This window comes from Glycomyces luteolus (genome assembly GCF_027622875.1).
GTDB classification, from domain to species: Bacteria; Actinomycetota; Actinomycetes; order Mycobacteriales; family Micromonosporaceae; genus Glycomyces; species Glycomyces luteolus.
The window spans coordinates 1-18,534 of the sequence record NZ_JAPZVP010000023.1; the positions used below are offsets into that span (position 1 = coordinate 1).

General features: G+C 69.7%; 16 protein-coding genes and 1 pseudogene. 7 read left to right on the plus strand and 10 right to left on the minus strand.

Annotated features, from left to right (window positions below; genetic code table 11):
• Positions 1-140 precede the first annotated feature (140 nt).
• On the minus strand, positions 141-1,304 hold the full coding sequence (locus tag O1R50_RS22390) for an ROK family transcriptional regulator (protein ID WP_270112461.1): 1,164 nt from the start codon (positions 1,302-1,304) through the stop codon (positions 141-143).
• Positions 1,305-1,622: 318 nt separating this feature from the next.
• Between O1R50_RS22390 and O1R50_RS22395 the strand changes: the two genes are divergently transcribed.
• Both O1R50_RS22395 and O1R50_RS22400 read left to right on the plus strand, forming a co-directional pair.
• On the plus strand, positions 1,623-2,183 hold the full coding sequence (locus O1R50_RS22395; protein WP_270112463.1) for a ricin-type beta-trefoil lectin domain protein: 561 nt from the start codon (positions 1,623-1,625) through the stop codon (positions 2,181-2,183).
• The gene (locus O1R50_RS22400; protein WP_270112464.1) at positions 2,180-2,929 is read left to right on the plus strand and encodes a glycoside hydrolase family 12 protein; all 750 of its coding nucleotides are present in this window, start codon (positions 2,180-2,182) and stop codon (positions 2,927-2,929) included. Before O1R50_RS22395 ends, O1R50_RS22400 begins: the two co-directional genes overlap by 4 nt.
• 160 nt (positions 2,930-3,089) lie before the next feature.
• On the opposite strand, the gene O1R50_RS22405 is transcribed toward O1R50_RS22400, so the two are convergent.
• Positions 3,090-3,239, minus strand: a complete 150-nt coding sequence (locus O1R50_RS22405; RefSeq protein WP_270112465.1) for a hypothetical protein — start codon at positions 3,237-3,239, stop codon at positions 3,090-3,092.
• Positions 3,240-3,518: 279 nt separating this feature from the next.
• Between O1R50_RS22405 and O1R50_RS22410 the strand changes: the two genes are divergently transcribed.
• The gene (locus O1R50_RS22410; RefSeq protein ID WP_270112466.1) at positions 3,519-5,576 is read left to right on the plus strand and encodes a cellulase family glycosylhydrolase; all 2,058 of its coding nucleotides are present in this window, start codon (positions 3,519-3,521) and stop codon (positions 5,574-5,576) included.
• 132 nt (positions 5,577-5,708) lie between these two features.
• On the opposite strand, the gene O1R50_RS22415 is transcribed toward O1R50_RS22410, so the two are convergent.
• Together O1R50_RS22415 and O1R50_RS22420 are read right to left on the minus strand one after the other, a co-directional pair.
• Positions 5,709-8,084, minus strand: coding sequence for a xyloglucanase (locus O1R50_RS22415; protein WP_270112467.1), 2,376 nt, complete (start codon positions 8,082-8,084; stop codon positions 5,709-5,711).
• Between the two features lie 256 nt (positions 8,085-8,340).
• Positions 8,341-9,321, minus strand: coding sequence for an aldo/keto reductase (locus O1R50_RS22420; protein WP_270112468.1), 981 nt, complete (start codon positions 9,319-9,321; stop codon positions 8,341-8,343).
• A gap of 162 nt (positions 9,322-9,483) precedes the next feature.
• Here O1R50_RS22420 and O1R50_RS22425 point away from each other — a divergent pair, with 162 nt between their 5' ends.
• The gene (locus O1R50_RS22425; RefSeq protein WP_270112469.1) at positions 9,484-10,362 is read left to right on the plus strand and encodes a helix-turn-helix domain-containing protein; all 879 of its coding nucleotides are present in this window, start codon (positions 9,484-9,486) and stop codon (positions 10,360-10,362) included.
• A gap of 44 nt (positions 10,363-10,406) precedes the next feature.
• Here O1R50_RS22425 and O1R50_RS22430 read toward each other — a convergent pair whose 3' ends face one another.
• Genes O1R50_RS22430 through O1R50_RS22440 form a run of 3 tightly spaced genes read right to left on the minus strand, consistent with a single transcriptional unit; the run spans position 10,407 to position 12,568 of the window.
• Positions 10,407-10,766: an ArsR/SmtB family transcription factor gene (locus O1R50_RS22430; RefSeq protein WP_270112471.1), complete on the minus strand. Its 360-nt coding sequence runs from the start codon at positions 10,764-10,766 to the stop codon at positions 10,407-10,409.
• A gap of 36 nt (positions 10,767-10,802) precedes the next feature.
• Positions 10,803-11,456, minus strand: coding sequence for a response regulator transcription factor (locus O1R50_RS22435; RefSeq protein WP_333490275.1), 654 nt, complete (start codon positions 11,454-11,456; stop codon positions 10,803-10,805).
• On the minus strand, positions 11,444-12,568 hold the full coding sequence (locus tag O1R50_RS22440; protein ID WP_408612790.1) for a sensor histidine kinase: 1,125 nt from the start codon (positions 12,566-12,568) through the stop codon (positions 11,444-11,446). The genes O1R50_RS22435 and O1R50_RS22440 overlap by 13 nt, the downstream gene beginning before the upstream one ends.
• Before the next feature lie 122 nt (positions 12,569-12,690).
• On the opposite strand from O1R50_RS22440, the gene O1R50_RS22445 reads away from it, so the two are divergent.
• Both O1R50_RS22445 and O1R50_RS26530 read left to right on the plus strand, forming a co-directional pair.
• Entirely contained in the window at positions 12,691-13,062 is a 372-nt protein-coding gene (locus tag O1R50_RS22445) for a DUF6069 family protein (protein WP_270112474.1), read from the plus strand.
• Positions 13,063-13,346: 284 nt separating this feature from the next.
• Positions 13,347-14,063: pseudogene (locus O1R50_RS26530) on the plus strand (alpha/beta hydrolase); the annotation flags it as partial.
• 194 nt (positions 14,064-14,257) lie between these two features.
• Here the strand turns inward: O1R50_RS26530 and O1R50_RS22455 are convergent.
• Complete coding sequence (locus O1R50_RS22455; protein ID WP_408612791.1) at positions 14,258-15,205, minus strand: NmrA/HSCARG family protein; 948 nt, start codon at positions 15,203-15,205, stop codon at positions 14,258-14,260.
• Positions 15,206-15,465: 260 nt separating this feature from the next.
• On the opposite strand from O1R50_RS22455, the gene O1R50_RS22460 reads away from it, so the two are divergent.
• Positions 15,466-16,377 carry a hypothetical protein gene (locus O1R50_RS22460; protein WP_270112476.1) on the plus strand — a complete coding sequence of 304 codons (912 nt, stop codon included), beginning with the start codon at positions 15,466-15,468 and terminating at the stop codon, positions 16,375-16,377.
• Here the strand turns inward: O1R50_RS22460 and O1R50_RS22465 are convergent.
• Positions 16,365-17,327: a DUF6597 domain-containing transcriptional factor gene (locus O1R50_RS22465; RefSeq protein ID WP_270112477.1), complete on the minus strand. Its 963-nt coding sequence runs from the start codon at positions 17,325-17,327 to the stop codon at positions 16,365-16,367. The genes O1R50_RS22460 and O1R50_RS22465 overlap by 13 nt on opposite strands.
• A 194-nt stretch (positions 17,328-17,521) precedes the next feature.
• Positions 17,522-18,421, minus strand: coding sequence for an alpha/beta fold hydrolase (locus O1R50_RS22470; RefSeq protein ID WP_270112478.1), 900 nt, complete (start codon positions 18,419-18,421; stop codon positions 17,522-17,524).
• Between the last annotated feature and the right edge of the window lie 113 nt (positions 18,422-18,534).

The following is an 18,534-nucleotide window of genomic DNA, read 5'->3' on the forward strand; positions in this document are numbered from 1 at the left end:
GTGTCGCTGAAGCCATGGCCGGTATCGCCCGCCTCCACAACCTCACGATGACCGGCTGACCGGCCGATCGGTCTTCGGTTGTTCTGGCTTTCACACAACCGAGAGCAACTTGCGGGACATCGCTTAGAGACGGGTGGCGGTCAGAACTTGAGGAAGTCGCGGATCGCGAGGACGGCTCCGGCCCGCGCCCATTCGGAGAAGTCGAACGGCTGGATGTCGGGTGCGGCGGGCGCGCCGTTGGGGCGGCGGCGGTACATCGCGATCGCGGCGTCGAGTTCGCCGCGCGCGAGCTCGGCCACCGCGATGCCGTCGCCGGTGATGACGACCTTCTCGGGATCCATGAAGTTCGCCACCGTCGCGGTCAGGACGCCGAGCGCGTGCCCGGCGTCGCGGAACGCCTGCCTGGCGGCGGGGTCCCCGCTTCGCGCGAGGTCCAGGACGGCCGCGTAGTCCAGACCCGGGGTGCGCAGTGCTCCCACGATCGCGGCCTTCGGGAGGTACGCTGCGACGCAACCGCGATGGCCGTGCTCGCAACGGGGCCCCGCCGGGTCGACCAGCAGGTGCTCAAGGCTCCCGGCCCTGCCGCTGGTGCCGGTCACGACCTTGCCGTCGACGACGATCCCCACACCGATCCCGGCGCCGATGGCGATGAGCACCATGGAGTCGTATCCCGCACCGACGCCGAACCAGTGCTCGGCCGCAGTCAGGGCGTGCACGTCGTTCTCAGCGGTGGCGGGGATGCCCAGGCGCTCGCTCACGAGGTCGGCCAGCGGCACGTCGCTCCACCCGAGGAACGGCGACTCCAGGACGATCTGGCGCCCGTTGGCGGATGCCACGTCGCCGGCAAGGCCGATCCCGGCCGCGGTGATGTCCGGGTATTCGCCCGCGAGGCGCTCGCGGACGGCGCCGATCTGCCCGACGACCTGCTCCACGCTCTGCGACGCCAGCGGCTCGTCGTACTCGGCGAGGGCCTGTGCGGTGAGGTCGGTGACCACGGCGAACAGCCGGTCGCCGGTGAGCTTGACGCCCAGGAACCGCCTGCCTTCGGGACGGATGCGCAGGACCTCGCCGGGCCGACCGGCGGCGCTGCGCAGCTCGACCGCGCTGTCCCCGATCAGGCCCTGCTCGATGAGTGTGCGGGTGACACGAGTGAGGCTGGCCCGAGACATGCCGAGTTCCCGCGCGATCGCCGCGCGGGTCTGCGGGCCGCGGATCAGCAGCTCGCGAAGCGTGCTGCGTTCCAGGCCGGTCATCGCCGCCCGCGCCGGTGGCTCCTTGGTCGCCGAAGCCGCCGTCTGCTCCATCCCGATCCCTTCGATTTGTTCAGGACTTACGGTAGCCCCTGCGACGCCGCAAGATATTTGCCCCTTGTTGTCTGTTACTGCGAGCGCCATCGAACTCTGCAGCGCAGGAATTGGTTTCATCTGTTGACAAATTTGATGCGTGCCGCGTACCGTACTCCGCATCAGATCAGGAATGTACATACGTCGATATAACGGGTTCCGTCGCAATCCTCAGCGACTTCGCCGCCCCTGCCCTGACACCCCGCTTCCCGCGGGGCGGCTTTCCCGGTTCCCCCGTCCGATCCCCGCCCCGGCAGCCCTCACCTCAGGAAGGACACCATGCAACGCTCACGGCGCATCGGATCGCGGATCGCCTTGGCGGCGCTCACGATCGTCGCGATGATCACCACCGCGACGGCGGCGGCCCAATCCGCCACCGCCCAGGAATCGCCGCCGATCGCAGCGGCCGACCTCGCTACCTCGTTCCAGTGGTCCTCGACCGGGCCGCTGATCGGGCCCAAGCCCGACGCGAACCATCCCGTCGTCGCGGTCAAGGACCCCACGGTGGTCCGCTACAACGGCCAGTGGATCGAGTACGCCTACGGGGGCGGCACCGCCAACGGCACAGCCGCGGTCATCTGGGACTGCAACGGCGGGTCGAACCAGAAGTGGCGGCTGAACAGCGACGGCACCATCATGGCAGTCCAATCAGGACTGTGTCTGGATGTCGAGGGCTGGGCACGGCCAACGGCTCCAAGGTGCACCTGTGGACCTGCCGCGGCGGTGCCAATGAGCAATGGAGACTCGACTAGCTCGCGGTCCGCGAGCTTCGGATCCGACGCGATTCGTGTGCAGGCGGTTGATCCAGGCATCTGCACACAGGAAGGAAAGGTCAGATGAAATCCATTTTGAAGCCGGCAGTGATCAGCCGGTTGGCCCTGATCGTGCTCGTGGTCGCGGGGCTGCTGGGTCTCGCGTCTCCGGCGCAGGCCCAGGTGTACTCGACGTGCGATCGGTGGGGCAGCTACACCCAGGGTTCCTGGACGGTCTACAACAACATCTGGGGCGACATCCATGGCAGACAGTGCCTCACGGTCAACAGCATCAAGTCCTGGTACGTCGATGCGACCCACACGGGCGGCGGCATCAAGTCCTACCCGAACACCTCGGTCCGGCCCCAGACCCCGCTGTCGCAGTTGAACTCGGCGGGCTTCTGGTACAACACGTCGTCGGCACCCGTCGCGAGCGGCGACCACTGGAACTGGACGAGCGACCTCTGGTCGACCAACAACCAGGACGAGATCATGGTCTTCACCAGCTGGTCCGGGGGGACGGCAGGCGGCTGGGGCAGGCAGATCGCCTCCAACGTGACCATCGGCGGCGTCCTCTACGCGTCGGTCTGGCAGGCCGATCCCGGCTGGAACGTCCTCCAGCTCATCCCCGCCCAGCAGACCAACAGCGGCACCATCGACGCCGCGGCGGTCTGGCGATGGGCGGCCTCGTGGAACCTCCTGCGCAACACCACCTTCGACACGATGCAGTTCGGCCTCGAGATCACCTCCACCAACAATCAGCAGAAGCGGTACTCGCTGAACGCCTACAGTGCCTGGTGGAGCAACACCTCCGGCGGCGGATCGACCATCTGACTGACCGGTGCAAACGGGTAGTGGACGCTCCACTGTCAGACTGAAGCCGCCCCGCGAGGCGCGGGGCGGCTTCAGATCGGCGAGGGCGCCCTCGCGGGCGAAGACCAGGCCGGGAGGTGGAGCGCGATGCGCGGGCCAGCCCTGGCGGCCGGTGCGCCCGCTAGGTCCAGAGCGCGAAGCTGTTGCCGTGAAGTCGGCGCCGCCGGCCGAGGAAGTGATCTCGGGTGGCCCGCGGTGCGGCGGCGAGGAGCGATCCGCGTCGGATGAAGGACACGCCTTCCTCGAGGAACTCGGCTTCCTCCCGCGACATTCATGAATGTATCGCGATGTGATTAATTAGATCATGTAACAAAAACGATGCCTACGTCCTTCCCAAGTCCCGTCAAAATGCCGGAAATCGGGTGTTCTGGTGTGCAGCATCGCCTGCATTCCTCGGGCAGACGCCTCGATGATGCTTTCTTTCGTTTCATCGTTTGACAAATGCCACGATGTCTGCGTACCGTACTCCCGGCGGGCCAACATCTACATATCTCGATGCATCCGACCCTTGGTCCCGCGCACAATCCCCTTTCTCGGCAAGGAGTCTTGAATGAGTCCAACCACTGACCACAGACGGCGGCTGCGTCTCGGCGTGATCGCCGGCGCGGCGGTCGCCGCGATGACGGCCGGTCTTTTCGGCGCGGTCAGCGCTCAAGCGGCCCAAGGCTGCCAGGTCGACTACGAGGTCACCGGCGAATGGCCCGGCGGTTTCATCGCCGCCGTCGAGGTCACCAACCTCGGCGACCCGGTCGACGGCTGGAGCCTCGAATGGACCTGGCCCGACGGCCAGCGCGTCACCAACATGTGGAACGCCGAGCACACGGGCTCCGGCGAGACCGCCACGGCTGAGAGCCGCGGCTACAACAAGAAGGTCGCCACCGGCGACACCACCGCCTTCGGCTTCACCGGCTCCTGGTCGGGTGAGAACACCGACCCGACCGAGTTCCGCCTCAACGGGCGCCTCTGCGACGGCACCACCGGCGAGCCCACCGAGACGCCCACAGGCGGCCCGCAGGAGTGGGACAACGCCATGGACCAGGTCGCTGACATGGAGCCGAGCACGAACATCGGCAACACGCTCGACGCCCTCGGCGGCGAGACCGCTTGGGGCAACCCGATGATCACGGAGGAACTGCTCCAGACCTACAAGGCCGAGGGGTACAACTCGATCCGCCTGCCGGTCACCTGGGACGAGTTCACCGGCCCGGCACCGGATTACACGATCGCGCCCGAGCGCATGGAGCGCGTCGCGCAGGTCGTGGACTGGGCGCTGGAGAACGACCTCCAGGTCATGATCAACCTCCACCACGACTCGTGGATGTGGCTCGACGAGCTGCCGAACGACCACGACAACGTGCTGGCCAAGTTCGAGTCGATGTGGACGCAAATCGCCGAGCGGTTCAAGGACTACCCGGACGCGCTGTCGTTCGAGAGCAACAACGAACCCCAGTTCGTGGGCAAGGAAGGCGACGCGGGTGACCCGTACAACGAGGAGCTCAACCGTGCCTTCTACGACATCGTCCGGGCCTCGGGTGGGAACAACACCGACCGTCTCCTGGTCCTGCCGACGCTGAACACCAACGCCGCGCAGGAGCGACTCGACCCGCTCAAGGCCATGATCGACAGCCTGAACGACGACATGGTCGCCGCGACGATCCACTACTACGGTTTCTGGCCGTTCTCGGTGAACGTCGCCGGGTTCCCGACCTACGAGGAGCAGTCCCAGGCGGACCTCGCGGGCTCCTTCCAGCGGACGCACGACACCTTCGTGGCGAACGGCATCCCGGTCATCGTGGGCGAGTGGGCGATCCTGAACTACGGCGTGACCGGTCCCGAGGTGGTCGAGTACGGGGAGATGCTGAAGTTCTTCGAGGACCTGCAGTTCCAGGCCCGTGAGTACCACTTCACGACGATGATCTGGGACGCGATCCAGTTCCTCAACCGCAACACCCTGGAGTGGCACGACCAGTACCTCCAAGATCGGATCTCCTCCAGCTGGACGACCCGCTCGGGTGCGACCTCGTTCGACCGGATCTACCTCGAGAAGGCCGGGACCATCGGCGACGTGTCGCAGACGCTGGACCTCAACGGCCTCGAGTTCGAGGGCCTGTGGGACGGGGACACGCAGCTCGTCGAGGGCACCGACTACACGCTCTCGGGTGACACGCTGACCTTCAAGGCCGCGGCCCTCACCCGTCTCGCGGGCGACCGGGCCTACGGCACCAACGCCACCATCGAGGCCCGCTTCTCCGCGGGCGTCCCGTGGCGCATCAACATCATCACCTTCGATCAGGCCGTGCTCTCGGACGCGACCGGGACGACCTCGCTCACGATCCCGACGCAGTTCAACGGCGACCGCATCGAGCAGATGGAGGCGCACTACGCGGACGGCTCCAACGCCGGCCCCGCCGAATGGACGCCCTACCAGGAGTCCAACGTGAGCTGGCTGCCGAACTACAGCGGCGGCACGATCACCGTTCCGGCCTCCTTCGTGAACGCGATCAGGGACGGCGAGCCCGTCACGATCACGTACCACTTCTGGGGCGGCGACTCCGTCGACTACACCGTCACCAAGAACGGCTCGACCGTGACCGGCACGGCCTCCTAGAAGGCACTGACACGGCGGCGTGAGGATCTCTCAGACGAGGAGGACCCTCACGCCGCTCTGTTCCCTGCTCTCTTCGCACTCGAAAGACCGATCGAGTACCGCGTGGACCCGTTGGTCGCCGCCCGCAACGTCTCAGTCGATGATGTCGCCGTAGATCAGGCCGCGGCCGTTGGTGGCGATGTAGACCCGGCCGTACACGTCCGGGTCGCCGGAGACGGCCTTGCCGGTCCAGCCCCACTGGTGGGCGTCGTCGTTGATCCGCTGCCAGTTGCGGCCCTCGTCGGTCGAGCGCCAGATCCCGCGAACGCCACCGGCTTTCGCCGAGGTGTAGATCGCCGGGTAGCCGTACCGGGTGCGGCTCTTGCCGAAGCCGACCGCGTCGGCCTCCTCGAAGTCGCGCACCCGCCGCCAGGTCCTGCCGCCGTCGACCGAGCGCCACATGCCGTACGCCTTGCCGGCTTCGCCGCCGGTGAGCCACAGGTGCTTCGCCTTGCCGGGGACCGCGCGGAGCTCCACGGGCCCTTCGGAAGGCAGACCGGTCGCGCCCGTCGCGGCGAAGGCCAGGCCGCTGTTCGTGCTGGCGTAGCAGACGCCTGAGGCGAAGGCGTACAGGCGGTTCGGGTCGGCCCTATCGGACCGCACGAGCGCTCCGGCGGGGAGTCCCTCGACGGCGGTCCAGGATTGGCCGAGGTCGGTACTGCACACCGGCGTGGTCTCCCCGTCCCCTGGGGACCAGACGATCACCGCCCCGTCGGCGCTCACCGCGACGGTGCCCGCGTTGCCGCCGCCCGCGACGCCGTCCAGGCGCTTCGTGGTCAACCAGGCCGCACCGCGATCGAGGGAAACGCCCACGTGCCCGTCGGCCTCGCCTTCGACATCGCCCGTGCCGACGACGACGTCGGGGTTCAGGCCGGCGAAGTCGAGGCTGCGGCCGGACGTCCAGTTCGGGCGGCGGATCATGACGCCCGGCTGATCGAGGTCGGTCTGGACGAACCCGCCGAGGTCGCCCATCGCCGAGACGAGGGTCCCGCCGAGCGCGGCGATGTCCTGTACCGCGGTCTCCTCGATCCCTTGGACGCGGATGCCCACGTCGAACGGCTCGACCGGCAGCGGCACCTGGCGTCCGGCCGCGTCGTCCCAGCCGACCAGCGGGCCCTGCGCGTCCCAGGCCGTCAGCTGCTCGGTGCCCCAGATGGTCCCGCCGATCCACATGACGCGGTCGGAGTCGTGGGGGTCGATCGAGAGGGCGTCGATCATCCAGCCGTGCTTGATCGCGTAGGCCGGGCCGTCGTCGACCTTGCCGAACGTCAGCCACTCATTCCCGGTGGGGTCCAGGGTGAACCGGTCGGTGCGCTCCGGAGGCCACGACCAGTTCGCGTCCCACGCGTAGTCCCAACTGGTCTGCCAGGTGGCGCCGGAGTCCGTGGATCGGAACAGGATCTCGTCGGGGTACCAGTGGTTCTCGGTCGCGGCCATCAGCGTCCCGGGTCGCTGCCGGTCGACGGTGATGCCGCCGAATCCCGGTATGGTGCCGAGCGGGTCGTACGCGGGGGTGACGTCGGTCCACTCGCCGGTGGCCAGCGCCAGGCGCTGGATCGAGCCGCCTCTGCCGGTGGCGGGCGGGCCGTTGTAGGGGCCGGGGTCCCAGCTGGTGACGATGAACAGGTGGCCGTTCTCGTGGTCGATCGCGGCCTGCTTGGGGATGGTGCGATTGCCGTCGGCGGTCCCGAGCGCGGTCGCCGCGCCGGGGACGGGCTGCCAGGTCCGGCCGCGGTCGGCGGAGACGTACAGCGGGTCTGCCGGGTCGGCGACGCCGACGAGGATCCGGCCGTCCTGGGCGAACTCGATCCAGATGACGCCCTGGTTGTCGCCGGAGTAGGGGTCGCCGGGGGTGACGACGAAGTTCCCGGGGTTCGGAAAGTCGGTGACCTCGGCCCAGGTGCGGCCATGGTCGTGGGAGCGCCACAGGCCGTTGCCGTTCGGGGCTCCCAAGTAGACGACCGCGTTGTCGTGCGGATCGACGGCCAGGCGCTCGCCCATCCCGCGGCCGGGCATGTTGCCGCCCTGCTTGAACGGCAGCTCGGCCGCACCCCAGGTCTGCCCGTAGTCGTCGGAGTAGAGGACCGCGCCGGAGGTCGGGTCCCAGTCTTTCGTGTAAGTCCCGACCGCCGCGTACACGCGGTTCGGCTCAACCGGGTCGGTGGCGACCGAGACGACGCCGGTCCAGCCCCACTGGTCCCAGCCGATCCAGTCCAGCAGCGGCTTCCAGGTCTGGGTCGGTTCCTGCCAGCGGTAGAGGCCCCCGATGTCGGTGCGGGCGTAGATGAGGCCGGCTTCGGTCTCGTTGAAGACGATGCCGGGGACCCAGCCGCCGCCGTTCACGATCGCGTTGCGCCAGGTGTAGGCGTCCTCGCAGCGGCCGGAGGTCTTGGCTTGGGCGCCAGTGGGAACAGCGGCGGCCGCGACAGCGGCGGCGCCGAGTGAAGCGGCGAGAGTGCGTCGTCGCACGAGTGCTCCAAATGGGAGAGGAGTGATGGGGGTGGTAGGGATATGTAACCGTTTACTTAATTTTGAGACCCAACATAACAAGCCGGTCCCTTCTGGGCAAGGGACTCAGGCGATGTTTCGTTGAGCGGGTTGACAATAAGAGCCGACGCCTCGCCATCTGCCAAGCACGGCCCCACTCGGCCGCGGTGCCGAAGCACTGGGCTCGGGGACCGACCACGTGCCAAGGTGCTCGGAACCGGCGAGCGCCCTGTCGCGATCAGAAGAACGTGTGCTGGCGGGCCGCGTACGGTTCCTCGAGCGCGGCGATCTCCGCGTCGGTGAGTGCGATGTCCAGCGCGGCGACCGCGTCGGTCAGGTGGTGCGCCTTGGTCGCGCCGATGATCGGCGCGTCGACGACCGGGTTCTTGAGGACCCAGGCCATCGCGATCGTCGCCATCGAGACCCCGCGGTCGGCCGCGATCGTGCCGACCGCGTCCACGATCGCCTTGTCGGTGTCGAAGACCGTCGGGCGCCCGTCGAAGTCGGTGTCACCGGTGACCTCCGAACGCGAGGTGCCCTTCGCTCCCCAAGGGCGTGCGACCCGGCCCGCGGCGAGCGGACTCCACGGCATCGAGCCCACGCCCTCATCCTCGAGGAGGCCGAACATCTCGCGCTCGTCCTCGCGCTGCAGCAGGCTGTACTGGTCCTGCATCGAGACGAACGGAGTCCAGCCGTTCGCCCGGGCGCTGTACTGCATCTTGGCGAACTGCCACGCCCACATCGACGAGGCGCCGACATAGAGGGCCCTGCCGGACTTCACCACGTCGTGCAGGGCCTCCATGGTCTCCTCGACCGGCGTCTCGGGGTCGAAGCGGTGGATCTGGAGCAAGTCCACGTAATCGGTGCCGAGCCGCTCGAGTGAGGCGTCGACCTGCTCGAAGATCGCCTTCCGCGACAGACCGGAGCCGCCGGGGCCCTCGTGCATCGGGAAGAAGACCTTGGTCGCGAGCACGATGTCCTCACGGCGCGAGAACTTCCGCATCGCCTGCCCGACCAGCTCCTCCGAGGAGCCGGCCCCGTAGGCGTTGGCGGTGTCCCAGAACGTGATGCCCAGCTCCACGGCCTGCTTGAAGACCGCCTCGGCGTCCTCGCCCTGGAGCGTCCACGGCGACCACCCGCCGGGCACACCGAAACTCATGCACCCCAGCGCCAGCCGACTGACCTTCAGACCCGATCCGCCCAGCCGCGTGTATTCCATGTTCGCCTCCTCATCGCGAAGCGGAAGCCGGCCACCGGCTCCCGGAACGATCATCACCGCCCCTCCGAACCGTGCCAATGGTCGAATTCCCTCCTGGGACCGCCGCTGCCTAGGACAGATCTCTCCCTGCCTGGAAGCCTTCAGGCCTGTCACACTGATCCCATGACCGGCAGCGATCCGCAGCTCAACGAACTCGGCGAATTCCTCAAGGCCCGCCGCGCCGAACTCACCCCTGAGACTGTCGGACTCCCCGGGACCGCCGCCGTGCGCCGGGTTCCGGGCCTGCGCCGCGAGGAGGTCGCGCAGTTGGCCGCCATCAGCAACGACTACTACACGCGGCTCGAACAGGGCCGCATCAACGCCTCCGCGCCCGTACTGACCGCGCTCGCCCGAGTGCTGCGCCTCGATGAGGTCCAGCGCGCCTACCTGTTCACACTCGCGGGCAAGCAGACCGCCCGCCCGCGCCGCCGCACCGCCCAGAAGGTCCGGCCGCAGCTCCAGCGCCTCCTCGACCAGCTCACCGACGTCCCCGCCGTCATCTTCGGCCGGCGCATGGACATCCTCGCCTGGAACGCCCTCGCCGCGGCCCTCCTCGGCGACTTCGCGGCGATGCCGCCCGAACGCCGCAACTACGTGCGGCTCCTGTTCAGCGAGCCCGGCTCCCGCGAGTTCTTCAAAGACTGGGAGCTCATCGCCCGCTACAGCGTCGCCCACCTGCGCCTGGAAGCCGCCGAACACCCCGACGACCCCGCGCTGGCCGCCCTTGTCGGCGAGCTTTCGGTGCAGGACGCGGACTTCCGTCGCTGGTGGGCCGAGCACCAGGTGGCCACCAAGAGCATCTGCACCAAGGCCATCGACCACCCGGTGGTCGGCGAGATGACCCTCAGCTGGGACATGTTCGCCCACACCGGCGAGCCCGACCAGCAACTCGTGTTGTGGTCGGCCGAGCCCGGCACCGCATCGCACGAGGCGCTCCGGCTCCTCGGCTCGTGGTCGGCGCCCGAACGCCCCTCCACGCCGGTGGAAGGGGCGCGCGACTGATCAGTTGTGGAGATGGGCGTGTTCGTGGGCGGCGGTGCGCCGGTTCAGGCGTGCCAGGGTTCGCCGGTGACCTGGTGGTCGGCGCGGCTGAGGGCTTCGACGACGAGTCGGCGCAGGTGGCCGTCGGTGAGGCTGTAGACGGCGCGGCGGCCTTCGCGGCGCGGCTGGACGAGGCCGGCGAGGCGCAGTTTCGCCAGGTGCTGGCTGACCGCGGTCCGGGCGGCGCCGGTGCGTTCGGCCAGGCCGGTCACGTCGGATTCGCCTTGCGCGAGTGTCCAGAGCAGGTGCAGGCGGGTGGGGTCGGCGAGGAGGGCGAACACGCTTGCGGCGGTGGTGAACTGCTCACCGCTCGGGGCGTCGTGATGCGACTTCGGTGCAGGTGCAGGCGGTTCGCGTTCGGGCATCAGCCCATCCTACGTGCGCGGGCGCTCGGAGCCGGTTCAGACGAGGTCGGCGTCGTGGGCGAGGAGGGCGATCTGGGTGCGGTTGTCGAGGCCGAGCTTGATGAGGATGCTCGAGACGTGTGATTTGACGGTGGTGACGCTCATGAGGAGCGCGCCGGCGATCTCGGCGTTGGAGCGGCCGTTGGCGATCGCGACCGCCACGTCGTGTTCGCGGGGCGTGAGGGCGGCGAGGGCGGTGCGGGCGCGCTCGTAGGCGCCGGTGTGGGCGACGGTGCGGTCCATGAGCCGCCGCATGACGGCGGGGGAGAGCATGGGGTTTCCGGCGGCGACGCGGGCGACGGCGTCGGCGATCTGGGCGGGCGGGGTGTCCTTGAGGAGGAAGCCGCCGGCGCCGGCGCGGAGGGCGTGAACGATGTTCTCGTCGGTGTCGAAGGTCGTCAGGACGATGACCTCGGGCGGGTTGGGGCGGGCGCGGAGCCTGCGGGTGGCGGTGATGCCGTCGACGTGGGGCATCTGGAGGTCCATGAGGACGACGTCGGGAAAGTGGGCGTCGGCGGCGGTGAGGGCCTCGCGGCCGTCGCCCGCTTCGCCGACCACGGCGATGTCGCCGATCCCGTCGAGCATCATCGACAGTCCGGCCCGGACCAGGGCGTCGTCGTCGACCAGGAGCACTCGGATCACGTCGGCCATGGTAGCCGGGCCCGCAGCCGGAACCGGCCGTCGCCGCGCTCGTGGTCGAGTCGCCCGCCCGCCAAGCGGACCCGCTCGGTGAGGCCGACCAGCCCCAGTCCGCTGCCGGGCACGACCGGGGCGTCGCCTTGCGCGGGAAGCGGATTGGCGAGCTCGACGGTCAGGTCGGTGCCGGGCGCGCCGCTCAGGGCGAGGTCGACCGGGCTCCCGGCGGCGTGCTTGCGGGCGTTCGTCAGCCCTTCCTGGAGGACCCGGAACGCGGTGCGGCCGATGGAAGGCGGGAGGATTGCTACGGAGAGAGCGTTGCGCACTTCGACGGTTTGCCCTGCGGCCCTGGACTCCTCGATCAGGCGCTCCAGGTCCGCCACGGTCACGGGGCCGCCCGTCGCGGCCTCGTCGTCTTCACGGAGCAGGCCGATCACCTGCCGCAGCTCCTCAAGGGCCTGGTGCACGCCGTCGCGGACCACCCCGGCGGCCATGGCGACCTTCTCGGGCGGGGCGTCGGGGCGGAACTCGAGGGCGCCCGCGTGCGTGGCGACCAGCGAGAGGCGGTTCGCGAGCACGTCGTGCATGTCGCGGGCGAGGGCGCGGCGCTCGGCCGCGCGGGCCTCGGCGACCCGGCGGCCCTGCTCGGCCTCGGCCCGCTCGGCGCGCTCGTGCAGGGAGATGAGGAGCCTGCGGCGTGCCTTGGCCAGAGCGCCCCACCCGAGCAGCGCGCCGTACGTGACCACGACGAGCAACGCCCACCACTCGAACCCGAGCGCCGGGTTCGGATACCACCGCCACTGCAGGAGGTGCGCCAGGACCCCGGCGGCCGCCACGGCCGCGGCGGTGCGGAACCGCCCGCGCCACGCCGCCTGGAGCGCACCGATCGTGGCCACCGGAGTGGCGACCGGCGAGAGCACGGCGAGCACCGCGGCCGCGAACGCCCCGGCGACCGGCCGCCGCACCTGCACGACCGCGGCCCCGACGCTCAGCACCGCGACCGCGACATCCAAGGGCCCCAGGTCGATACGAGCCCACAACCCCAGCGCGGTCAGCAGCGCCACACCGCCGACCAGGAGGATCGCATCAGCGGGGCGGGGATGTCGGCGCTCGGTCACCGGGCTCATGCTAGCCCCGGACCGGCCGGAGCCGTCACCTCCGAAAGTAGGAGACGGCCCCTTCCCGAGCAGGGGACGGCGCGGCCCCGCGACCGATGCGGGCACCCCTCGGCCCCAACGACACTGGTCACATGAACAAGCGCACCCGCCGACTCCTCACCGTCATCGCCGCCGCCGCGGCGGCACTCCTCCTCTGGGCCGCAGCCGCCCCGCTCGCCGGCGTCGACCTCACCGTCGACCAGGCCGGCACCCCGCTCACCGTCGGACCGGTCCTCATCGCCCTCGCGAGCCTCACCGTCGGCTTCGCCGCCTGGGGCCTCCTCGCGCTCCTCGAGAAGCTCACGGCCCGAGCCGGACTGATCTGGTCGATCATCGCCGCGGCCGTCCTCGCCTGCTCCCTCACCGGCCCGCTCGCCGCCGCCACCACCGCCGCGATGCTCGTCCTCATGGGCATGCACGTCGCCACCGGCGGCGTCCTCATCGCCGGGCTGGTGCGGCGATGAACCTCCCCTGGGGCTACCTCATCGGCCTGCTCATCCTCGCCCTCCCCGCATTCCGGCTGCCGCGCATGCCGACCGGCCCCGGCACCTCGTTCTTCTTCGCGAGCATCGCCGTCCTCGAACTGCCGTTCCTCGCCTCGGCCGGCTTCTCCGCCAGCACCGCGCTCGCGATCGCCGAAGGCGACCTCGACTCGCCCCTCACCATCGCCGCCGCCGTCCTCGCGGGAGCCTGCCTGACCCTCACCATGTGGCGCAGCCTCCGCGCCCGGCCGATCCTCATGCGCGCCATGGGCGGCCTCCGCATCCCGCACCGCCTGCCGTGGACCCGCATCCTCCTGCTGCCCTTCGGCATCCGACCCCGCTCGGTCCAACGGATCGCGAACCTCTCCTACGGGCCGCACGGCAAACGCAACCTCCTCGACCTCTACCGCCACCGCACCGCGCCCGCAGGCGCACCGGTCCTCATCCACTTCCACGGCGGCTACTACACGACCGGCTACAAGAACTCCCAAGCCCTGCCGCTGCTCCACCGCCTCGCCGGCCAAGGCTGGGTGTGCATCAGCGCCAACTACCGACTCCGCCCCGACGCGGGCTTCCAAGACCACCTCCACGACGCGAAACGCGTCATCGCCTGGGTCCGCACCCACGGCCGCGAATACGGCATCGACCCCGGCCGCATCGTCCTCTCCGGCTCCTCCGCGGGCGCGCACCTGTCGGCGCTGGCGGCGCTCACTCCCGGCCATCCGCGGTTCCAGCAGGGCTTCGAGACCATCGACACGTCGGTTGCAGCGGTCGTGGGCCTGGGCGGTTTCTATGGCTCGTACTTCGGCGGCGACCCGGACAGCGACCCGATGGCCCACTCCCATGCCGACGCCCCGCCGTTCCTCATCGTGCACGGCAGCCACGACACCGTCGTCCCGGCAGCCGGGGCCCGCCGCTTCGCCGAACGCCTCCGCGGGGTCTCGGCGCAGCCGGTCGTCTACGCCGAACTGCCCGGCGCCCAGCACGGCTTCGACCTGTTCCATTCGCCGCGTTTCGAGGCCGTGGTCAACGCGGTCGAGGCCTTCGCGACCAGGGCCGTCGCGTCCACCGCACGGCGCTCCTGCCCTGGTCGGCGCGGTGTCGGCGCGCGGACCTGCGCCGAGACGGGAGAGGGACCGTCCCCACCGGGGCGGTCCCTCTGCTCCACTGCTGGTGATCAGGCTCCCGTGAAGGCGTCCTTGTTCGCGACGAGCCATTCCCGGAAGGTCTTGAGCCGCGGGTTCAGGTCCCGCACGGCTGCGAGGTCGCGGCGGCCGGTGAACTCGTCGTCGAACTCCGCGTAGTACTGGAACATGTTGCCCAGCTCCTCGGCGGCCGGGAACCCGGCGGCCCGGAAGCCGTCGAACGGGACCGGGTAGTAGGCGACCGGTTCACCCAGCACCTCGCTGAACACCTCGGCGTATTCGTAACCCGTCAGGTGCTCGCCGGCGATGCTGACCGTCCTGCCGACGAGCTTCTTGCCGCGCTTGAAGATCCCGAACGCGGTACGGCCGATGTCCTCGGCGGCGATCCCGGCGAGCTTGTCGTCGCCCATCGGCATCGCCAGGACCAGGCTGCCGTCCTCCTGCCGCTTCGGCGGGAAGTAGGTCGTGAACCCCTCCCAGTAGAACGTCGTCTGCAGGAACGTGGTCGGGACCCCGGCCTCGGTGAACAGGGCGTTCGCCTCGCCCTTCACATCGAAGTGCGGGACCTTGTACCGGCCCAGGAGCGTCGGCATGCGGTCGTCCCCGAGCGGGACCGAGTCGCGGGTGTCCTCGAGCGTCGACCAGATCGCGTGCTCGACGCCCGCGCTCTTCGCGGCCCGGGCGAGGTTCCCCGCCTGCTCGTATTCACGGTCGGGGGACATGTGCTCCCAGAAGTTGGTCACGAGGAACGCGCCGTACGCGCCGTCGAAGGCCTTCGCGATGCTCGCCTCGTCGTCGAGATCGGCCTCGACCACTTCGGCCCCGAGCTCCGCGAGTTCGCGGGCTTTCTCGGAGCCGGCGTCGCGGGTGAGGGCGCGCACGGTGAAACCGGATTCCGGTGCGTCGAGGATCGCGCGGACGAGCCCGCCGCCCTGCTGCCCGGTCGCGCCGACGACTGCGATGATCTTCTGCTCGGTCATGGTGTTGCCTTTCGGTTCGGTGTCCCGGGCGTCTCCAACCGGGACGATAGGTCGGTGGCAGGATGCTCGGTCGCGATTCGGCCGAACCATTTGCATGACGCATCATTTAAGCTACGCCGAGATGAATGATATGTCAACTACCAGGCTCAGGGTCCGACAGAGACCCACGACACGCCACAACAAACCCCGCCCCAGCACTGCCGCCCAACGACGTCCGTTCTGTTCAAGACCCCGCGACCGATCCGCCCTAGCGTGGAGGCATGGGACGAATCACCGAAACCATGACCGAACGAGCAGCCGAATTCATCTGGCTGACCGGAAGCACACTCGACCAGCGCCGCCTCGCACGCTTCCGCGGCGACGGCGACCGCGACGCGGTCCTCACCGCACTGGCCGCACACCGGACCGCCGACGGCGGCTACGCGCACGCGCTCGAACCCGACGTGAAAGGACCCGCGCCGCAGCCACTCTCAGCGATGGCAGCACTCGAAATCCTCGACGAAGCCGACGCACTCGACCAGGAGACCGCCGCGCCGATCTGCGACTGGCTGCTCAGCCGCACCGCACCCGACGGCGGCGTCCCCGACCTACTGCCGAGCATCTCCGCATACCCGCACCCGCCGTGGGTCGAGGCCCCGCCGCAAGACCGCGGCGGCCTGCTCACCACCGCAAGAAGCGCCGGACTGCTCCTCAGACACGGCATCGAACATCCATGGCTGACCGGGGCGACCACGTTCTGCCGCAAGGCGATCAGCGAACTCGAGACCACGCACCCGTACGAGGTCTTCAGCGTCGTGCGCTTCCTCGACCACACCCCCGACCGGACCTGGGCCCAAACCGAAGCCGAACGAATCGGAGCACTCGTACGCGACGGCGACCTCGTACTGCTCGACCCGGCGAACCCCAAAGGCATCCCCACACCTCCCGGATACGCCGAAGAAGAGTTCACACACCCATGCGAGTTCGCCGCCGAACCGCAGAGCCTCGCGGCCGGGTGGTTCTCCAAGGAGGAACTGGCCGCCTCGCTCGATCATCTCGCCGCCGAACAGCGAGACGACGGCGGCTGGCCGATCTACTACCGGCGCTGGCACCCTGCCATCGAGCAGCAGGCCCGGCCCGGCTTCACGCTGGCCGCCCTGCGGACCCTCAGGGCCTGGGATCAGTCCGTCTGAGCCGCGAGCGCGCGAGGGGACACACCCGACCAGCGCCGCACCTGGCGACTCAGGTGCGCCTGGTCGGCATACCCCTGCTCGGCGGCGATACGGTTCCAATCAGGTGCGGACGATCCGGTTCGACTCGCCACGGACGCAAGAACATCACCCGGATCAACCGCGCCAGCGGGCGCACCGCCCGATACGACTGCGCTGGCCGATCCGATTGCGGCGGCGCCGACCGATTCGGATGAGGCGATTCCGGTCGAAGCTGGCGCCATACGCGAAGCGGCTTCGAGCGTGCGGCGAAAGCGCAGGATCTGCTCAAGCGTCTTCGGCCCGTACCCGGTCGAGGCCTTCACTCGGCGGCGAAGGTGACGCTCTGAATAGCCGAGTTCCCAAGCGAGGCTTGCTACCGCGGGAGGCCGGGGGCGATCCAGGGCCTCCGCGACCGCGAGCGCGACCCGATCCGGCGCATGGGCGTCGCAGCGGGCCATGAGCGCTTCGGCGAGGGTCGCGGCGATCCGCCAAGGCTCGCGCTGCCCGGAGACGGCATCCGAGAGGCGAAGGGCCGCTTCGCCCCACAGTTCGCGCAGGCCCGGCTGGGCGTTCGTCACGGCGGTCGCCGGGACCGCGCCGAGCAGCGGGCGGGCGGCACCGGGTCGCAGGCGGACGCCGACGATGAGCTCACCGGGCTCGAGCGGCACCTCGCGATGGGCCGTGTCCGGCCCCGCGATCTCAAGTGCGCCACGCCGCCACAGGAGGTCGGTGCACCCGTCAGGAACGACCCGTGCGATGCCCGCGCCGGTGGCGAGTGTCCGCTCCGGCTCCGCGTCCGCACCCGGGCTGTCCGGTATGGCCCGCGCGGTGCTCGCACCGGTGAGACGTGTCCGCGCCTCGTCCGCATCCAGGTCGCGGATGAGGCCGGGCGCCGCGTCGTCTCCCCGGTCGGGCGCGCGGCGCACCCACACGCAGGGCGACCACTGCCCCAGCGGCCCTCGCGGTGAGCGTTCCTCGTAGCCCGGTTGCGCTGCCACCGTTCCACGGTAGCGCCGGAGTCCGACAGCGCCGCCCACATTGCTGCCGGATGCGGCTCTTGAGTCCCGGCCGTGACACACCCTTCGGCACCCCGGACTCCGGTTGCCGCCAAGCGAAGTGCTCGCGCTCAGACACCGACAGGGATCCTGCGGAGGTCCTCCACGACCGTCGCGTACTGGAGGTCCTCGAGCGGCTCGCGGGAGAAGAAACGCACCATGAGGTCTACCAGCTGCGCCGGGCGCTCGAGATGGATGAGGTGGTCGGCGCGGGCGAGCTCCACGTACCAGCTCTCGGGGCAGGTGAACGCGAGCTCGCGGCAGAGCTCCGGGGGCGTGAGGGTGTCGTGCTCCCCGGTGGTGAAGACCGTCGGGACGGCGGGCGGGATCGACGGGTCGATGATGTCGCGGGAGAGCAGGCGGTTCGTGTTCGCGATGAACTTCGCGAGGTCCGCATCGTCAGCGGCGCCGAAGCGCATCGCGAGGACGCGGCGGACCACGGCCTTCGCAGCGATGTCCGGATGCGGGCTCATGAGCGCGTCCACCGCGGCCGGGCCGAACCGCCCGCGCGGGCCCCGCTCCGCAAGCGCCACAGCCGCTCGCATCATCGGACGCGCTTCGGGCGGGACGCCGCCCATGGTCCCGGCGAGGACCATGCGGGCGATCCGCTCCGGGTGGGTCTGCGCCAGCCGGTACCCCACGGACGAGCCGTAGGAGCCCGCGAACAGGTTCACCCGTTCGATGCCCAGGTCGTCGAGGAGGCGCACCAGCGCCTGCGCGGGGATGTCCGGCCCGAGATACGGCGGCAGGAGGTCGGCGCGGCCCCAGCCGGGCAGGTCCGGGCAGATCACGTCCGCGTGATCGAGGAGGCCCTGCTCGATCCGGCCCCAGTCCTCCTTGCGGTGCAGCGCACCGCCGACGAGCACGACCGGCGCGAAGCGGAGCGAGTCGGAACGGGTGCGCCGCGACCAGTACGTGTAGCCCGCGAGGCGGTGCTTGCAGACCTGGGGGGTGGCGGCGTTGCGCGGCATAGAAGCTCCCGTCCGAGGTGCACGGCGGCATCGAGGCCGCCGCAGGTACGGGAGATCACCCTAGCGACCGAAATGCGAATTGCCAGTATTTTGCCCCGCGCATGTCCGCCTTC

Bases quoted from the DNA above. Each gene is read 5' to 3' on its own strand.
- O1R50_RS22390 (WP_270112461.1), bottom strand. From the start codon at position 1,304: ATGGAGCAGACGGCGGCTTCGGCGACCAAGGAGCCACCGGCGCGGGCG.
- O1R50_RS22395 (WP_270112463.1), top strand. From the start codon at position 1,623: ATGCAACGCTCACGGCGCATCGGATCGCGGATCGCCTTGGCGGCGCTC.
- O1R50_RS22400 (WP_270112464.1), top strand. From the start codon at position 2,180: ATGAAATCCATTTTGAAGCCGGCAGTGATCAGCCGGTTGGCCCTGATC.
- O1R50_RS22405 (WP_270112465.1), bottom strand. From the start codon at position 3,239: ATGTCGCGGGAGGAAGCCGAGTTCCTCGAGGAAGGCGTGTCCTTCATC.
- O1R50_RS22410 (WP_270112466.1), top strand. From the start codon at position 3,519: ATGAGTCCAACCACTGACCACAGACGGCGGCTGCGTCTCGGCGTGATC.
- O1R50_RS22420 (WP_270112468.1), bottom strand. From the start codon at position 9,321: ATGGAATACACGCGGCTGGGCGGATCGGGTCTGAAGGTCAGTCGGCTG.
- O1R50_RS22425 (WP_270112469.1), top strand. From the start codon at position 9,484: ATGACCGGCAGCGATCCGCAGCTCAACGAACTCGGCGAATTCCTCAAG.
- O1R50_RS22430 (WP_270112471.1), bottom strand. From the start codon at position 10,766: ATGCCCGAACGCGAACCGCCTGCACCTGCACCGAAGTCGCATCACGAC.
- O1R50_RS22435 (WP_333490275.1), bottom strand. From the start codon at position 11,456: ATGGCCGACGTGATCCGAGTGCTCCTGGTCGACGACGACGCCCTGGTC.
- O1R50_RS22440 (WP_408612790.1), bottom strand. From the start codon at position 12,568: ATGAGCCCGGTGACCGAGCGCCGACATCCCCGCCCCGCTGATGCGATC.
- O1R50_RS22445 (WP_270112474.1), top strand. From the start codon at position 12,691: ATGAACAAGCGCACCCGCCGACTCCTCACCGTCATCGCCGCCGCCGCG.
- O1R50_RS22455 (WP_408612791.1), bottom strand. From the start codon at position 15,205: ATGACCGAGCAGAAGATCATCGCAGTCGTCGGCGCGACCGGGCAGCAG.
- O1R50_RS22460 (WP_270112476.1), top strand. From the start codon at position 15,466: ATGGGACGAATCACCGAAACCATGACCGAACGAGCAGCCGAATTCATC.
- O1R50_RS22470 (WP_270112478.1), bottom strand. From the start codon at position 18,421: ATGCCGCGCAACGCCGCCACCCCCCAGGTCTGCAAGCACCGCCTCGCG.